Source organism: Dehalococcoidia bacterium (assembly GCA_041653995.1).
In the GTDB taxonomy this organism is placed as follows: Bacteria; Chloroflexota; Dehalococcoidia; order GIF9; family UBA5629; genus CAIMUM01.
Map to the genome: position 1 here is coordinate 943961 of JBAZEK010000001.1, position 14126 is coordinate 958086.

Consider the following 14126-nt stretch of genomic DNA (forward strand, 5'->3'; position numbering starts at 1 on the left):
CTCTACAAACGCTGTATATGAAATCCGCCGTCCACGTCGATCACCTGTCCCGTGGAGAACGGCAGGCAGCCCTCCGCGATGGCGACCACCGCGCGCGCGACGTCCTCGGGCCGGCCCCAGCGCTTGATGGGCGTGACTCCGCCGGCGATCAGTTTGTCGTACTTGCCCTTGACCGCCTCCGTCATGGGCGTGCGGATGATGCCGGGACGTACCTCGTACACGTTGATGCCTTCCGCGGCCAGGCGGTCGGCGTAGAGCAGCGTGCTCATGGCCAGGGCCGCCTTGGAGATGCAGTACTCGGCGCGGCTGGGACTGCTGGTATAGGCGCTGATCGAGCCGATATTGACGATCACGGCCGATTTGATCACCTTTTTTTTGATCAGTTGAATCATCTTCTTCGCTACGAGCTGCGAGAGGAAGTAGGGCCCGACGGCATTGACCGCCATCACCTCCCCCAGGCTACTTTCTGTGATCTCGAGCATATCCCTGCGCACGCGCGGCGCGATGCCCGCGTTATTGACCAGCAGGTCCACCCGTCCGTATTTCTTAATTGCCGCGTCCAGCAGTTTACTTCGGTCGGCCGCCGAGGTGATATCGGCTGTAACGATCAGTCCATCCGAGCCTGCCTTACGCACCAGCCTGAGCGTCTCATTCGCAGGCTTTTTATCCCCGATATCGTTGATTACGGTCGTCCAGCCGGCTGCCGCCAGCCCGACCGCGATGCCGCGTCCAATGCCCCCGCCGGCCCCGGTGATGATCGCGATCTTCGCTTTTTTAACCATTTTACCCGCTCTCGCTGTGCAACCTCACACTGGAATTGAGCATATCATTTCAGGTGCTTCATCCGCAACTGAGCAGTGCATCATTTTGAATCCAAATGTATATGCTGAACATTTAAGATAGTAAATACCTGTTGACATGTGATATCATTATTGATACCATGTGATTGAATGACCGATGCAATAGCGAAGATAGTAAAACAGATGCGGGGGAATCCGCAAAATATCAGATTCAGCGACCTCTGCAGAGTTTGTGAATACTATTTTGGTAGCCCTCGGCAGAGGGACAGCAGTCATTGTATTTATAAAACGCCCTGGCAGGGCGATCCCCGCATAAATATACAGGATGACAATGGTAAGGCAAAAGTATATCAGGTTGGACAGGTTTTAAGAGCTATAGCTAAATTGGAGGCGCAAAATGGTGACAAAGATTAAGAAAAACACTGACCAGTATACATATCGTATTACCTGGTCCGAGGAAGATAAGGAATTCGTCGGTTTATGTGCCGAATTCCCCGGTCTGAGCTGGCTGGCGAAGACCCCCGAAGCGGCACTGCAGGGCATACGCAGGGTGGTGGCGGAAGCAGTTACAGATATGCAGTCCAACAAAGAAACCGTTCCTCAGCCGCTTGCGATCAGGCGCTATTCAGGCAGACTGATGGTGCGTATTCCGCCGCACATCCATCGGGAGTTGACCATACAGGCAGCGGAAGCTAAGGTCAGCATCAATCGTCTCATCAGCTCCCGGCTGGCTTCAGTGTAAATATTCCTCCCGGCCATCAGTCATATTGACACTCGAATTACAAAGTGTAGTACACTATGAACCGGTGAGCCAAAATATCCTGCTGGTAACGTCCGGATTCTTTCATCCGCCCTATGCGGGGAGGCTGGCCCTTCACGAAGCGCTGGGGCAGCTGGACGGTTTCACCTTCCGGCATGTGCCGTCGCTGGAGAAACTCCCCGCCAACCTGGAGCAGTACTCCGCCATGGTGCTTTATTATCATCACAAGACCATATCCGACGCGGCGTTTACGCGCTTTGAGGGTTTCACGGCGGGAGGGGGCGGGGTGCTGGCGGTGCACTCGGCCACGGCCTCGTTCAAAGACTCCCCGCCCTACTCGGAGATACTGGGGGGGCGTTTTTCCGGGCACGGTCCGCTGGAGAGTTTCGAAGTCCGCAGCCGCAGCTATAACATTTTCCGCGGCATCGAGCCCTTCACCCTCAGGGACGAACTGTATCTGCATGAGCTTGAGCCGGGCATCGACGTCCATTTCACGGCCATGCACGGAAACGGCGAGACGCCGGTGGTCTGGACGCACCGCTATAAGCAGGGCAGGATCTGTTACGTGGAGCCGGGACATACATCCAATAGTCTGAAACATCCCGCCGTGCAGGAGATACTGCGGCGCGGATTGCAGTGGGTTTGCGGCGCGGAGTAACGGCAGGGGCGAAAGCCATGAAAATGAACGTTGGGATGGTCGGCTGCGGCGACATCGCCGGCTACACGGCCTTCTTTATGCGCCTCAACCGCGGGATAAAAATAGTCTGCTGCGATATATCCCCCGGGCGCGCCGCCGCCTTCGCGCGGCGTCACGGCATTAAACAGGTCTTCACCGATTACGCCGCCATGCTGTCCCAGGCCAGTCTGGACGCCGTCTACCTGGCCGTCCCGCACAACCTGCATTTCGAGACGATCAAACGGGCTATAGAAGCCGGCAGGCACGTGCTGGTGGAGAAGCCGCTCACGCGCACATACGCCGAGGGCGTCGAGATCGTTAAAATTGCGCAGAAGGCCGGCCTCAAGCTGGCCGTCAACTACCAGTACCGCTACGACGCCGGCATATATCGTCTGGCGGGCGCCGCGCAGAGCGGACAGCTGGGCGAGATACGCTACGCGCGCATCAATATCCCCTGGCACCGTGACAGCAAATATTTCGAAAATTCGCCCTGGCACAAGAGCATCGCGCAGGCGGGCGGCGGCACGCTCATCACGCAGGGCAGCCACTTCCTGGATGCCGCCCTGTGGGCCTGCGGGAGCCGTCCCGTATCCGCGGTTGGCACGACCGCACAGCGCGTCTTTAAGGACGTGGAGGTGGAGGACCTGGCCATGGGCGTGATCGAGCTGGGTAGCGGCGCCCTGATCGAGATATGCAGCTCGATGGCGGCGGCGAAGGAGGGGGCGGTATCCGTCGAGCTCTACGGCTCGAAGGCCACCGCGGTCTATACGGACCGTCCCTGGCCGCGCGTGCGTTTCAGCGGCGGCAGTGTAAAGACGAGTAACGTGCCCGTCTTCGGATTTCACGCGCTGCAGCGCAGTATCGAGGGCTTCAGGCGCTGGGTGGACGGCGGGGCGCCCCACCTGGCGGCGGGCGGCGCATCGCTGCCGGTGCTGGCAGCGGTGGAGGCCATTTACCGCTCGGCGCAGAGCGGTAAACGTGAGAAAGTGGAAAGCACATTTGAATAATAGATAACGAAGGAGCGGAAGATGCAAAGCAGGAGCGAGAAACTTAGCTGGTGGACCAAAATCGGCTACGGGCTGGGCGACATTTACGGCGGAGGCTCGGTGGTGATGCTCAGCTTTTACTATCTGATCTTCCTGACCGACGTGGTGCAGATCGCGCCGGTGCTGGCGGGCACGGCCATACTGGTCAGCAAGATCTACGACAGCATCACCGACCCCTTCGAGGGGCTGATCGCCGACCGCACGCGCACCAAAATGGGACGGCGGCGTCCCTACCTGCTGGCGGGCATACCTCTGATCATACTGTCGTTCTTCGCGCTCTTCTTCCCCTTCAGCATGGATAACGAGATGACGCGCTTCGCCTGCGCGCTGGCCGCCTACCTGTTTTACTCCACGGTGGTCAGCATCGTGATGCTCAACTACAACGCGCTGCACGCCGAGATCACGCTGGACTACCATGAACGGTCCTCGCTCAGCTCCTGGCGCATCTTCTTCTCCACCATCGCCTCCATCGTGGCGGCGCTGGTGCCTCTGGAGATCGTGGCGGCCTTCCCCGACGTGCATACCGGCTACATCGTGATGGGCATGGCCATGGGCACCTTCTTCGCGCTGCCCTTCATCGCCACCATCGCGGCCGTCAAGGAGCGTCCCGAGTTCCAGAAAAAGCCCGCGCCCTTCAGCTGGCGCAGGGCCTTCATCGACCCCTTCAAGAACCGCACCTTCCTCTACACGCTGGGCATGTACCTCTTCGCCGTGGTGGCCATGGACATCGTGGCCACCATCGTGGTCTATTTTGTCAAATACTTCCTGCAGCGCAGCGGCGAGGTCACCTTCGTCACCGGCACGCTGCTGGTGGCGCAGGTCGTGTCACTGCCGCTCTTCCTGTGGATCAGCAAGCGCACGAGCAAGAGCCGCTCCTATATCGCCGGACTGGTAATCTGGGTGGCGGCCATGCTCTTCAGCTTCCTGCTGGGTCCCGCCAACGCCGATTACTGGGTCTACGTCTTCGCGTCCGTGGTCGGCCTGGGCACGGGCGGCATCATGGTGATGATCTACGCCATCTTCCCCGACATACCCGATGTGGACGAGCTGGCCAGCGGCGAGCGCCGCGAGGCCATCTACTCCGCGCTGGTCACCTTCGCCCGCAAGTTCTGCTCGGCGCTGGGCATTTTCGCCGTCGCGCTGGTTATCGGGTGGGCCGGCTACACGGCGCCGCTGCAGCAGACCATCGACGGCGCGACCAAACTGATCGAGCAGCCGCAGAGCGAGGCCTTCCTGCTGGTGCTGCGGATGGTCTTCGTCTTCCTGCCCATCGTGCTGCTGGGATTCGCGCTGTTCTTCGCCCTGCGCTTCCCACTCACGCCCGAGCTGCACCGGCGGCTGAATAACCTGCTGCTCAAAATGCGCCTGAAGGAGCCGGTGGATGAGAACGAGAAACGCGAGCTTGCTAAAGTTTTGCTGGGATAACCCATGACCGTGCACGCGCAGCCCGATTACCGAATAAAGGCGACGACGCCCGCGCCGGCCGGCTACCCCGCTGAGCCTTCGCCCGACGCCTTCTCGGAGCGTCCCTTCCTGCCCGATTACGGCTCGCGCCGCAAGACATTTTTAGATCACATCCTGCGCAATCCCGCGCCTGAGAATACCAAGGCCGGCTGGTACGAGCTGGCCCGTCTGGCGGCGGGTGGAAAGCCGCACGAGGGAGTGCTGCTGGCCTCGCTGGACTTCATCGACGCGCGCAGGGACTGCGCCGATTTCGCTCTGCACGGCATACTGCGCCTGCTTTATCAGTTCACGCCCTACGGCGGAGGGCAGGGCATGCGCATCGGACAGCCGCTGCCCACGTCCCTGGTTTCCCGCATGAGGAAGACCGTGCTGGACTTCAAGTACTTCCCCGACGAGCCGGGCGTCGACTCGCTCTGCACCTGGACCGAGAACCACTACATACTTTTCACCTCGGCGGCCTACCTGTCCGGGCAGATGTTCCCCAGGGAGGTCTTCAGCAACTCCGGGCAAACGGGCAGGCAGAAGGTGGAGCTTAACCGTCCGCGCATACTGCGCTGGCTGGAGCTGCGTTTCCGCAGCGGCTTCAGCGAGTGGCTCTCGCACGTTTATTACGATGAGGACCTGGCCGCGCTGCTGGCACTCTACGATTTCGCCGCCGACGGGGAGATACGAGACAGGGCGGAGATGGCTCTGGACCTGCTGCTGCTGGACATGGCGCTCAATTCCTTTAAGGGCGTCTTCGGTTCCACGCACGGCCGCGCCTACGAGAATACTAAGAAGTGGGCCTCCAACGAGGGGACGTCCGATACATCGAAGCTGCTCTTCGGAGCGGGCATTTTCTCCGGCTTCGACAACATGAGCGCAGTCGCCTTCGCGCTGAGCAATTACCGAGTCCCGCCTGCCGTTGAAGCCGTCGCCCATTACACGGGGACCCTGGAGAACCGCCAGCGCATAGGCATACGTCTGGCCGAGATGGAGAAGTGGGGCATACGTCCCGACAACTTCGAGGACGGCATGCAATATCTGACGCTGGAGGCCTACCTGCATCCGCGCACCATCGCCAACACGCTGCGCATGTTCGACATCTGCAACTGGTGGGAGAACTCCTTCCTCAGCGACTTCAAGCCCTACCGCGGGCTGCTGAAGGCGCTGGGTAAAATCGGCGGACTTCCCCTGCTGGCGCATTATCTGGAGAGGGACGTCTGCCGCAACACGCGCGAAGAGGTCAATATTTACACTTATAGGACGCCCGACTACATGCTCTCCACGGCGCAGGACTACCGCAAGGGCTACGGGGGCGACCAGCAGAGCATCTGGCAGGCCACGCTGGGAGCGGACGCCGTCTGCTTCACCACGCACCCGGCCAAAATAGAGGGGGTCACGCCCAACTACTGGACAGGCTCCGGCCTGCTGCCGCGCGCGGCGCAGTACAGGAATGTAGCGATAGTGGTGTACAAAATCGAGAGGATACCTGCTCTGTATATGCCCATACGTCATTTTTATACGCACGCATGGCTTCCCAGGGATAAATTCGACGAGATGGTGGAGAAAGCAGGCTGGGTCTTCGCGCGCAAAGGGGCCGGCTACCTGGCCTTACGCTCACAGAACCCATATTTCTGGAGGGAGAAAGCGCAGCAGGGCAAGCCGGCGGGGAAGAATCTCTCGGCGCGCGACGCACTGATGTATCCCAGGCCGGAGGACGAAGGACGCGAGATACTGGCCGACGGTGCGCGCAATATCTGGGTCTGCCAGCTCGGCCGCGAGGCTGACGATGGGCCCTTCTCAGCTTTCATCGATAAAATCTCGGCGGCGGAGCTCGTTTTCAAAGGATTGGACGTCCGCTTTCGTTCCCCCGGCAACGGACTTATCAGCTTCGGCTGGGAGGGTCCGCTCACTGTGGACGGTGTCGAGATCGCTCTTAAAGGCTACCGCCGCTACGACAATCCATTCTTGCAGGCGGATTTCAACTCAGACGAAATATGCATAACTTCAGGTGATCACAAGCTTGTTCACAACTGGAAGACCAGTGAGCGATCAGATCAATAGACGGACTATGGCTAATAGCGGTATCCAGTTCAGTACCAGCTGGTCTAAAGAGTAGGTAGATTTAACTGTGTATACGGTTCCTGTTTTGCATAACTGCTTAGATCAGCTATTTTGAGATAATCATCTTTATTTATCCAGTAACACCATACGCCCGGTATTCTTAGAGCTTTCTTGTTATGTTTTCCACCGTCGAAGCCGACAATCTCTATCTTGCACTTCGTCCCGGGTCTGTTTTGAACGAATTCAATTGCTGGAACCAGATCGGTATCGAGAGAAGCCATAACGCCAACATCATGAGCATGATCGATAGCCAGACCAATGAAATCAACAGCGATAGCGACATCTATACCTTTCTGCTGTGCCCTGGTATCCGGCCAATCCGACAAATATCTGAGCGGACGTGAAATCACGATTGCGCCCTCGTTTCTCCAGATATTAGTTTGCCTGGTATATGCTGAATGTGTCTTAGGTTCTTTGGACCCATCCGGAATGCCGGTATAAATCCGGACTTCTTTTAACTGCCGTGTAATGCCTTGAGGGCTACGCGAAGCAATCAGGTTTGCTAATTCAAAAGGCTTTATTTGTCCATAACAGCTGCTGTCTTCAGTGGAGAAGAAAGCCCGCCGGGTTGAGTTATAGACGTTTTGAGCATCTATGAATAAAGTGAACGTTTCAACTGCCGGCAGTTCACTCATAAAAAACAAACCCCGCCAATTCACTTGCGTGAAGGGCGGGGAAGATTAGAATCACATTAGCACACATAATGTACATCTGTCAACAAATATTTATTACATATACGAATGTCTAAGTATAGCAGGGATGTCAATATGCTGGTTATTCCGGCATGACTAGTGTGATAACGTCTTTGAGACTTACTTACTGTCAGCCTATTTCGTGGCTGTATAGATGGCTGCGGCGCCAAAGAATAGCCTCTTTGCTGTGGCCTGTTTGAAACCCTCCTTCACCAGATATTCCTGCATTTCCTCGGCGGAGTAGAAATGCTCTGCCGATTCCGCCAGGTATTTGTAGGCCTCCCTGTTTCCCGAGATCAGGTATCCGGCGGGGAAGACCCATAGCTTCAGATAAAGATGGTCGAGGAACCGTATGAATCGCGATTTTGGTTGGCTGCTTTCGACTATCACGAACCTGCCGTCCGGTCTGAGCACCCTAAGTATTTCATTCAAATAGTCTTCCGTCATGGGGTTGTTGTAGGTGAGGTTGCGGAACGCGAACGAGATCGTGATGCAATCGAAGTGGCCGTCCGGGAAGGGAAGATGTGCCACATCGGCGTTGACGAAGCGTATGTTTCCCACCCCGGCAGCGGAGGCCTTGGCGGCTGCTATTTCCAGCATGGGCTGGCTGTAGTCGGCGCCCGTGATTTCAGGCGTATATGGAGCAAGCCGGGCCATGGTTATGGCCAGGTCCCCCGTGCCGCAGCAGATATCCAGTATGTGTCCCGGGTTATCCTTTAAACAGATGAGAGCCGCCTGCCTGCGCCAGCCGCTGTCCATCCCTAGCGTGATGACATGGTTTATCAGGTCGTACCTGTCGGGAATCCTGGTGAAGATATGGTAGAGGGGACGTCCCGAGGTTTTCTTGATCGAGTTCGCTGCCATATCGATTTACATCTTGAATACGCCGGACAATATATAGCCGGCGGCTATCAGCAGTTGTGTCAGCATAACGACCATCACGTTATTGGCCAGCGCGGGTACGAGGATCGCTCTGTCGTCGTAATGGAATGAGCCGCGTATCGCCTTGACGGCGATCGGCAGCGTCAGCAGTGCCAGCAGTGTGAAAACGGGCATGGCCTTGAATATGACCGCCCCGATGATCCAGACGTAGACCATCAGTGTGAATACGGTATAAACGATGGCCGCGCCACGTCCGCCCAGCGTTATGGGCAGTGTCTTTCTGTGCGCCACCTTGTCCGCTTCGATATCGGGGAACTCGTTGATCAGCAGCAGGTTATGCACCAGGAAGCCCGACGGCATGGCGGCGATAACGGCGTGACAGGTGTACATGCCCGTTTGAGAGAAGTACATGCCCAGCACCGGCAGGAATCCCAGTCCCAGGAAGGGCGACCATTCAGGCCAGTAGCATTTCTGAATCAGCGGGCTGTACAGCACGACGCAGGCCGCCGCCACGATGATGAGGGGCAGCAGCAGCCAGCCTTTGGTGAGTATGAAATAAAGGCCTATGAGTGCTGCCAGCGCCAGTGTGATAATGCCTATCCACAGCACCTCGCGCTGTGTCACAAGTCCTTCTTTGATCATGCCGCTGCCGCCGCTGAAAGGCGTCCTGTCGGTGACCTTATCGATGCCGCTCCTGTAGTCGAAGTAATCGTTCAGCGTATTCACGCTGATGTGCGTCAGTATCAGGCCGAAAGTGGCCAGCAGGGCGTCGCCGAGATTGAAGAATCCGTCGTACCAGGCAATGCAGACGCCCGTTATGCCCAGTACTATCGAGAGGATCAGGAATTGGGGCCTGGTTTCTAGAAAATACAGCTTCGCTTTCATGTCATCTCCAAAAGATGCTGAGGATTATAGCAGAAAAGAGATATGCTCTAAAGAAGCCTGGATATCAATAGTCCAAACAGGCTATTTAATCCATAGCCATGACCGTTATCTTATTAAGTTGAAAGACGGGCCTCGAATATACGTCTTCGCTGTTGGCCACGATCTGTAGCGTTGCGCCAGACATGGAACCATCCCTGATTAATCTGTTGGCGTAACCCAAACTCGGGTCTGAAGACACTCCGACCAGTTTATATCCGTTGACCGAAAAGAACACGCCCGGATTGAACCAAATCTTGATGTTGTTTACCGAGTTTATGCCGTTCACGCACGTGTATGGCGCGCGCCGCAGGAAATACCCCGGTTCCAGGTCCGCGCTGGAGCCTTTGATTACATGTTTCGAATAGCAGGTGACCGACCGGTCATACGGGAACAGCAGGAAGTAGTAGTCGGAGGGCTGCTCATAGCCGGGTATACCCATCGGATTTATATCCGGCCACTTGAGCATTACCCCGACGCGGTCATCCCTGCTGCCGCTCAGCATCGTCACGTCCATATCGATCATAAAACTCGTCAGTGAGGTTAAAGCCGGGTTAATTGTATATACCTTGAACTCAGGATATGAGGGCCGGGTGCACTTCAAGTAATAGCCGCCGTCACCATAGTTACCCGCGCCGAAATCATTGGTGAAAACGGTCCATCCGCTCCCGGGATTCTTGAAGTCATCTTGGAAAATAATATTGGGATTCGGCTGCGAAGTGGTTATTGCGGGAGTTTCCTGTAAATTATCGGAAGGTACCGAAGGAGTTGCCACGTGAACTGACGGCTCAGGCGATGATATATTGTCAGAAGGCAGACAAGCTACTGCGCAAAGAATTAATAGCAGGACAAATCCTATACACGTTGATTGAACCAATCTGAAACGATACATCGCGACTTCTAAATTCTGAAAATATCCTAATTATACAAGGAATCGACCGGCTAATAATTCAATATCTAGGTTGCTCGGAAAATCTGGAAATAGTGAGGAAATACACAAGGTCTTTCAGTTTCCACCACTTAATGAAATTCTACAAATCACCATTCTATTAAGAACATAGTCATATTGAATCTAATTCCCTTTTTATATCTCTTTCCGTTAAAAATATGGTGGAAAGTATAAAATATGTAATAACTATGTATTTTTATCATGGACGACAGACTTTACATCGTCTATAGCCACTTCTTTTTGCATCGTCAAGGGTAGCAAAATTGACCTTTCTGTTCCATGGTATTTTCATAGCCCATTGACAAGATTGACGATGATAAATAAAAGAAGACGTATTACCAATGTATTGGGTAGATGTGCCCGTTGCTGGAACATGTATCGGTGCGCCTGTTGGCGGTACGTAAGTTTTTGGCCCCGTAGGTGCATAACCAATTACTTTCTTCTCGATGTTTATTTTAATTGCGACAACTATTGCTATTGACTCAAAAACAACAGCAATTACAGTGTATAAAAATGACATATTTTTAGGTACAAAAGCGCTACTAAGAAGATATACTATCCAGCCAAAATATAGATTAATAGCAAAAACTGCCCCAATAAACCCCCCAATGTTTAAAGAGGTTTTGTATATTGGTTCACTAGCAGGACTTGCCGATACCTGTTGAGCATAGTCAGGCACTGTGACTGTACAATTTACTTCAAATGCAAAGTAACCACCATTTGTATTGATTTGAATATAACCAGTATTTCTCTGATCATACGGCAAATACGCACTAGTTATCGCTACTGCAATAATCTCACTACTGTTAGGGGCAATACTAATATTAGGCTTATCAACAGATATCCAAGAATTTGCAGTTGAAAGTGTGCCATAAAGCATTTCATCCCCATCATTTTTAATGGTAAATGAATCTAATGAGCGTGTATTTGCTAATTCATTGTTGAAATCAATACGGAATCTATCTAGATTCAGATGTGCTGGTTTTGTTTTGATTAGTAATTCAATTAATACCTTAACTTCGTCCTTGGTCTTGGTATCTTCGTTTTCCAGGCGTATTAATAGATAACATGAAGATTGTTTTTGCAAACTGGAAATTCCGCTAGCCTTTAAAGTCATTTCGAGTGGCAATGGTTCAGAGGATAGTGATTTCACATCTGTAACTTTAAGCCAAGGGGGCAATGCTTTAGTATCAATCCAGATATTTGTAAATGTGCCGCCAATGCTTTTTACTAAAACAGTTGTCTCTTTTGATTGATTATGTTCAATATCTTTGAATCTAATGTACTTGGGTGACACGTCCAATTTCGGTGGGTTATGTGGAGAATTTAGTGGCTTTAAAAGAAAATTATATGCTGAAATTACAACTGTCAGCTCTTGTTCAGCTCTCTTACGTACAGCTTCAGGTTTATTCTGATTTTTGTCAGGATGTAAAAGCTGTAACTTATATCGGTACTGCTCTTTTATTTCTTCCTGCGATGCGTCTTTGCTAACACCAAGAATTTGACAAGCTTCGTCCCACGTCATCATGCACCTTTTTGATTACTAAGATTTCTTTCTAGGTTCAGGCAGTAGTAACGCAGCTGATTCTATCGCCTTTGCCAAGTTTTCCTTGGTAACTACAGAACTTAAATCCTTCCGTGATGCCAATCGTGATAGAAAATCCTTGTCAGCATCATCGGTTCCAATAGTAATTATTTCTATTCCATCCTTTTTCGATTCATTTCCAGCTTTTAGAGCAGCCAGTGCATCATTCGGTACGCCATCTGTAGCAATCACCATTGCCAATGGATTTTGATACTTTTTTAGATAATCATGCGCCATTTTAATTGCATCAACCATATTTGTAGAGCCAGTTGCCTCAAATTTGGGTAAATTATTCTCTATCTGCGAAAGTACTATATTCGGATTACATATTAAAGCAGCATCAGAATCAAACTTGATTAGTCCTACCTGGTAGTTTTTTTGAATTGCATCTCTGGCAAAATGAAGAACACCTTGCCTAGCTTGATTCAATTTGTAACCTGACATACTACCTGAACAATCTAGTAATAGAAATACAGTGCCTTTCTTTTGCTCAAGATGAATACTAATAGGTTTATTTGTTGTTGAGATTTTTATGCCATCAGAAGTTACTAAAACACCTGTATCTGATTCTTTACGAATACTTATACCTTTGATTTCTTTTGTCATCTCCTTTCCTTTTTGTTTGACCCAATTATATTACTCATCACTTCTTATAATACAAGCTACCTTGTCTAAGATTTCCAGTCAATTTATATTTAATCTAAATAAAAGAAAACAGAATCAGTTTAAGGGCATTTTGCCCATAATCCACGACTATTTTCACGTGCTTCCCTCTGTAATAAAAGAAAAAGGTCCTGATACTTTACATCCGGTGGATACGTGTATGAGTATGCATATCCGAGACGTACCAACTCAGCATTCACCATCGTTACATCATCCGTCCAAACATATCTGAGTAAACGTCCATATTTATCCTTCTCCGAGACATCTTTCTCCAAATACACAGTTTTCGATCTAACTAACTCAGTGTTCTTTTGCGAAGCTTCTTTGCCAAAGTATTCCACAGGTTTAAAGGGGTGCACCGTTTCTGGCGTGTCCATCCCGATATAGCGAACCTTATAGCTTTTACCACTTACATCGACCCAAATGGTATCCCCATCTATAACCTTTGTTACCAAAGCTTTTACTGCATCGGGCGGCTTCATTGGTGGATATATAGGGACTGGAACAGGAGATTGGGCTATATTAGATCTAACTGCAATAGTTGCATTATCCTGAATGATCCTGTCAGTATTTATAGCTGTAATTATATATGTAGCTGTAGCATCAGGCTTGATTAATAGCACCCCACTGGCGGATACTTCGCCTATACCATTATCAATTTCCACTGATGTTGAACCGGTCACACTCCAACGCAGTGTGGCTGATTCTCCTGGTGATATCGGCGAAGGAGTAATTAGAAAATAGTTTATTGCAAGATACGGGTAGGGGCTACAAGAAACAGTAAATAGAACTGAAACCAGGAGAAGGCATATGCCGTAACAGGACGACTTCTTAATACTGCCTTTATCAATTAACCATGGACAAAGAATGGATTTAATAATTTGCATTATGGTTTGCACCTAGAGCAAGGAGTATAGCCATTATTAATAGCTTCTGCTCGCTCAATAGGTATTTTACTCTCAGATAAGTATCCACAATCTGCTCTGTGGTACTTTTTGCCAGTTCTGGTGATATATACCATATCTGTGCCACTGAATATTGTATTTGGGGTGTTATTAATTGTTGGAGTGTCTGATGTATCTGAAGTATCAGGAGTATTAGCAAGCGGCAAGACTGTAGTCTTCGTTACTTGGGTAGTATTACTATTAGTGATATTGATAATACCGCCTATTACAATGAGGACTATGACCGCTAGGATACCAATGAGCCAAGGATTTTTCCTTTTTTCTTTCGGAGCTTTTTCAGTCTGCCTTCTCTGTTGCTGATATTGCGGGCTTAAACTGCTGGTTTGCTGTTGATAATAAGGCTGTTCGGATGCTTGTTTATGTACGTTTTGTTGCTGAGTTGGCCAAGGTAGTATTAAACGGCAATACGGACAATTTAACATCGTGTTTTGAACAGGAGCTCTGCAGTTGGGGCAGTTCCATTGAAATGGAGAATAGCAGTTCCAGCAACTGGGCTGGCCTATGTAATTCTGAGCACCGCATCTATAGCATTGAAATATTTGCTGCACTTCCATAGCCTCAATTCCCCAAACGCATTTTATCGCATTAACATAACTTATACAATGAACTTATATGGG

The 14126-nt window shown here is 51.4% G+C and carries 15 protein-coding genes; 6 read left to right on the forward strand and 9 right to left on the reverse strand.

Annotated features, from left to right (window positions below; genetic code table 11):
* Window positions 1–2: 2 nt before the first annotated feature.
* Window positions 3–782, reverse strand: a complete 780-nt coding sequence (locus tag WC359_04595; protein MFA5399697.1) for a 3-ketoacyl-ACP reductase — start codon at window positions 780–782, stop codon at window positions 3–5.
* A gap of 168 nt (window positions 783–950) precedes the next feature.
* Between WC359_04595 and WC359_04600 the strand changes: the two genes are divergently transcribed.
* The 6 genes from WC359_04600 to WC359_04625 all read left to right on the forward strand — a co-directional run bounded on the left by WC359_04600 (window position 951) and on the right by WC359_04625 (window position 6792).
* Window positions 951–1214, forward strand: coding sequence for a toxin HicA (locus WC359_04600; GenBank protein ID MFA5399698.1), 264 nt, complete (start codon window positions 951–953; stop codon window positions 1212–1214).
* Complete coding sequence (locus WC359_04605; GenBank protein ID MFA5399699.1) at window positions 1198–1542, forward strand: toxin-antitoxin system HicB family antitoxin; 345 nt, start codon at window positions 1198–1200, stop codon at window positions 1540–1542. The genes WC359_04600 and WC359_04605 overlap by 17 nt, the downstream gene beginning before the upstream one ends.
* Before the next feature lie 64 nt (window positions 1543–1606).
* Complete coding sequence (locus WC359_04610; GenBank protein MFA5399700.1) at window positions 1607–2218, forward strand: ThuA domain-containing protein; 612 nt, start codon at window positions 1607–1609, stop codon at window positions 2216–2218.
* Window positions 2219–2235: 17 nt separating this feature from the next.
* The gene (locus WC359_04615; protein ID MFA5399701.1) at window positions 2236–3243 is read left to right on the forward strand and encodes a Gfo/Idh/MocA family oxidoreductase; all 1008 of its coding nucleotides are present in this window, start codon (window positions 2236–2238) and stop codon (window positions 3241–3243) included.
* Window positions 3244–3264: 21 nt separating this feature from the next.
* Window positions 3265–4707 carry an MFS transporter gene (locus WC359_04620; GenBank protein ID MFA5399702.1) on the forward strand — a complete coding sequence of 481 codons (1443 nt, stop codon included), beginning with the start codon at window positions 3265–3267 and terminating at the stop codon, window positions 4705–4707.
* A gap of 3 nt (window positions 4708–4710) precedes the next feature.
* Window positions 4711–6792, forward strand: coding sequence for a hypothetical protein (locus WC359_04625; GenBank protein ID MFA5399703.1), 2082 nt, complete (start codon window positions 4711–4713; stop codon window positions 6790–6792).
* A 44-nt stretch (window positions 6793–6836) separates the two neighbouring features.
* Here WC359_04625 and WC359_04630 read toward each other — a convergent pair whose 3' ends face one another.
* The 8 genes from WC359_04630 to WC359_04665 all read right to left on the reverse strand — a co-directional run bounded on the left by WC359_04630 (window position 6837) and on the right by WC359_04665 (window position 14063).
* Window positions 6837–7487 carry an NYN domain-containing protein gene (locus WC359_04630; GenBank protein ID MFA5399704.1) on the reverse strand — a complete coding sequence of 217 codons (651 nt, stop codon included), beginning with the start codon at window positions 7485–7487 and terminating at the stop codon, window positions 6837–6839.
* A 192-nt stretch (window positions 7488–7679) separates the two neighbouring features.
* A complete protein-coding gene (locus tag WC359_04635) occupies window positions 7680–8408 on the reverse strand; it encodes a ubiquinone/menaquinone biosynthesis methyltransferase (GenBank protein ID MFA5399705.1) in 729 nt (242 codons plus the stop codon).
* A 6-nt stretch (window positions 8409–8414) separates the two neighbouring features.
* Window positions 8415–9311, reverse strand: coding sequence for a prenyltransferase (locus WC359_04640; protein MFA5399706.1), 897 nt, complete (start codon window positions 9309–9311; stop codon window positions 8415–8417).
* An 85-nt stretch (window positions 9312–9396) separates the two neighbouring features.
* Window positions 9397–10122, reverse strand: a complete 726-nt coding sequence (locus WC359_04645; GenBank protein ID MFA5399707.1) for a hypothetical protein — start codon at window positions 10120–10122, stop codon at window positions 9397–9399.
* 373 nt (window positions 10123–10495) lie between these two features.
* Complete coding sequence (locus tag WC359_04650) at window positions 10496–11821, reverse strand: J domain-containing protein (protein ID MFA5399708.1); 1326 nt, start codon at window positions 11819–11821, stop codon at window positions 10496–10498.
* A gap of 18 nt (window positions 11822–11839) precedes the next feature.
* Window positions 11840–12487 (reverse strand): vWA domain-containing protein, encoded by a 648-nt coding sequence (locus WC359_04655; GenBank protein ID MFA5399709.1) that lies wholly within the window; start codon window positions 12485–12487, stop codon window positions 11840–11842.
* Window positions 12488–12606: 119 nt separating this feature from the next.
* Entirely contained in the window at window positions 12607–13431 is an 825-nt protein-coding gene (locus WC359_04660) for a thermonuclease family protein (GenBank protein ID MFA5399710.1), read from the reverse strand.
* Window positions 13431–14063 (reverse strand): zinc ribbon domain-containing protein, encoded by a 633-nt coding sequence (locus WC359_04665; GenBank protein MFA5399711.1) that lies wholly within the window; start codon window positions 14061–14063, stop codon window positions 13431–13433. Before WC359_04665 ends, WC359_04660 begins: the two co-directional genes overlap by 1 nt.
* Between the last annotated feature and the right edge of the window lie 63 nt (window positions 14064–14126).

Bases quoted from the DNA above. Each gene is read 5' to 3' on its own strand.
- WC359_04595 (MFA5399697.1), bottom strand. From the start codon at position 782: ATGGTTAAAAAAGCGAAGATCGCGATCATCACCGGGGCCGGCGGGGGC.
- WC359_04600 (MFA5399698.1), top strand. From the start codon at position 951: ATGACCGATGCAATAGCGAAGATAGTAAAACAGATGCGGGGGAATCCG.
- WC359_04605 (MFA5399699.1), top strand. From the start codon at position 1,198: ATGGTGACAAAGATTAAGAAAAACACTGACCAGTATACATATCGTATT.
- WC359_04615 (MFA5399701.1), top strand. From the start codon at position 2,236: ATGAAAATGAACGTTGGGATGGTCGGCTGCGGCGACATCGCCGGCTAC.
- WC359_04620 (MFA5399702.1), top strand. From the start codon at position 3,265: ATGCAAAGCAGGAGCGAGAAACTTAGCTGGTGGACCAAAATCGGCTAC.
- WC359_04625 (MFA5399703.1), top strand. From the start codon at position 4,711: ATGACCGTGCACGCGCAGCCCGATTACCGAATAAAGGCGACGACGCCC.
- WC359_04630 (MFA5399704.1), bottom strand. From the start codon at position 7,487: ATGAGTGAACTGCCGGCAGTTGAAACGTTCACTTTATTCATAGATGCT.
- WC359_04635 (MFA5399705.1), bottom strand. From the start codon at position 8,408: ATGGCAGCGAACTCGATCAAGAAAACCTCGGGACGTCCCCTCTACCAT.
- WC359_04640 (MFA5399706.1), bottom strand. From the start codon at position 9,311: ATGAAAGCGAAGCTGTATTTTCTAGAAACCAGGCCCCAATTCCTGATC.
- WC359_04650 (MFA5399708.1), bottom strand. From the start codon at position 11,821: ATGACGTGGGACGAAGCTTGTCAAATTCTTGGTGTTAGCAAAGACGCA.
- WC359_04655 (MFA5399709.1), bottom strand. From the start codon at position 12,487: ATGACAAAAGAAATCAAAGGTATAAGTATTCGTAAAGAATCAGATACA.
- WC359_04660 (MFA5399710.1), bottom strand. From the start codon at position 13,431: ATGCAAATTATTAAATCCATTCTTTGTCCATGGTTAATTGATAAAGGC.
- WC359_04665 (MFA5399711.1), bottom strand. From the start codon at position 14,063: ATGGAAGTGCAGCAAATATTTCAATGCTATAGATGCGGTGCTCAGAAT.